General features: G+C 62.9%; 2 protein-coding genes. Both read right to left on the reverse strand.

The features are described 5' to 3' along the window. Window positions 1-386 (reverse strand): nitrile hydratase subunit alpha (locus Q0L57_RS12790; RefSeq protein WP_296743157.1); only part of this gene is annotated, 386 nt, incomplete at its 3' end. Between the two features lie 64 nt (window positions 387-450). After that, a partial coding sequence (locus Q0L57_RS12795) for an efflux RND transporter permease subunit (protein WP_296743159.1) occupies window positions 451-2,322 on the reverse strand: 1,872 nt, incomplete at its 5' end.

The following is a 2,322-nucleotide window of genomic DNA, read 5'->3' on the forward strand; positions in this document are numbered from 1 at the left end:
CGGTAGGGCGGCGCCTTGTACCAGACCGGCGGCAGGCCGAGCACCGACCACGGATAGCAGGAGCAGAGCGTGCAGACGACGAGGTTGTGCGTCGCCTCGGTGTTGAACACGGCCTGCATGTGCTCGCCCTGCCGGCCGCTATAGCTCAGCGATTCGATCGCCGCCGTAGCGTCGCGCTGCAGCCATTCGGCATAGGCGGGATCGCTCCAGGCTTTCGCCACCACCCTGGCGCCGTTGCGCGGACCGATTTTGGTCTCGTAGGTGTCGACGATGACGTCGATCGCCGCCGGGTCGATCAGGCCTTTTTGGGTGAGGATCGTTTCCAGGGCGCGCACGCGCGCCGCGAACGGATCAAGCTCGTTGTCGTGGTCATGATCGTGGGACATGGCGCAAGGTTACGATCGCGCGCATGCCCTCGCAAGCTCGGTGCCTTGTGCCAGGGGCCAACGCCTATTCGGCGGCGAGCTTCTTCGGCTCGATATCCTCCTCGGCGTCGAACAGCGAGCGCTGCTCGCCGCTTTCGACCGCGTGCAGCGCCGGACGGCTCTTCTTCGACGAGAAGCTGACCAGCCAGTTGGAGAAATTCTCGAAATAGACGTAGATCACCGGCGTGACGAACAGGGTCAGCGCCTGCGAGGCGAGCAGGCCGCCGACGACGGCGACGCCGAGCGGCTGGCGCAATTCGGCGCTTGCGCCGGTGCCGAGCGCGATCGGGAACGTGCCCATCAGCGCCGCCAGCGTCGTCATCATGATCGGCCGGAAACGCATCAGGCAGGCCTTATGGATGGAGTCCTTGGCCGACATGCCCTCTCGTCGGAGCTCCAGTGCGACGTCGACCATCATGATGCCGTTCTTCTTGACGATGCCGATCAGCATCAGGATGCCGATGACGGCGATAACCGAAAGATCCATTCCGGCCAGGCGCAGTGCCAACACGGCGCCGAGCACCGCCGACGGTAAGCCGGTGAGGATGGTGAGCGGGTGGATGAAGCTCTCATAGAGGATGCCGAGCACGATATAGATGGTCAAAATCGCGCCGCCGATCAAAAGGCCCTGGTTGGCGAGCGAATCCTGGAAGGTCTTCGCGGTGCCGGCAAAGGTGGTGCCGATCGCCTTGGGCATGCCGATCTGATCTTTCAGCGCATTGATGCGGGTCACGGTGTCGCCGAGCGAGACACCCTGCGGCAGATTGTAGGAGATGGTGACCGCCGGAAGCTGTCCGAGCTGGTTGACCGTCAACGCGCCGGCTGTGCGGTCGACACGAGCGAAAGCTCCGAGCGGCACAAGGCTGCCGCTGGCGGTCCTCACCTGGATTGCCAGCATCCGCTCCGGCGACCATGGGATCTTCGGATCGAGCTCCATGACCACTTCATAGCTGTCGGCCGAACCGAAGATGGTGGACACCTGCTCGGTGCCGAAGCCGCCATAGAGGCTGGAACGCAGTGTGTCGGTGTCAATGCCGAGTTGAGCGGCTTTGTCGCGGTCGATGACAAGCGACGCCTGCAGGGCGTTGTTCTGCAGATCGCTCGTGACGTCCGTGAACATCGCATGGTCGGCCGCCATGGCGTCGTTCAGTTTCTGCGCCCAGATATCGGTCTGCCCGGTATCCAGCCCCTGCACGACCAACTGATAGGCGCTGGCGGAGGAACGCGAGCCAAGCCGAAGGTTCTGCACCGGCTGCATGTAGGTCTCGATGCCGGCGACGCCGGATAGTTGCTTGCGCAGGTCCGAAAGCACCTTCTCGATATCGGGCCTCTGGCTCTTGTCCTTCAGCTGCACGAAGAGCTGCCCCTGGTTCAGCGCATTGTTGCCGTTGCCGGCGGACCACGCCACATGCGAAACATAGGGCGATTTCGAGAAAACGGTCGCAACCTGTCCCTGCAGCTTGCTCATTGCATCGAAGGAGATGTCCTGGCGGGCAATCGTCGTCACCGAAATCTGGCCGATATCCTCCTGCGGGAAGAAGCCTTTCGGCGAGACCTGTATCAGCCAGACGGACGCCACCGCGGTGCCGACGAAGACGAGGAACACCAGGAAGGTGTGCCTCAGGCAGAAGCTCAAAAGCCAGTCGTAGCCACGCGTGAAGAAGTCGTGCTTATGACCGGCGCCATGCGCTTCCCGGTCGGCTTTCGTCACCGACAGCAGCCGCGAGCACAGCATCGGCGTCAGCGTCAGCGAGACGAACATCGATGCCAGGATGGCGACCGTCACCACGACGGCGAATTCGTTGAAGATGCGGCCGATCACGCCGCCCATCAGAAGCACGGGGATGAACACCGCCACCAGCGAGATCGAGATGGAGATGATGGTGAAGCCGATCTC

The organism is Mesorhizobium sp. (assembly GCF_024509055.1).
In the GTDB taxonomy this organism is placed as follows: domain Bacteria; phylum Pseudomonadota; class Alphaproteobacteria; order Rhizobiales; family Rhizobiaceae; genus Mesorhizobium.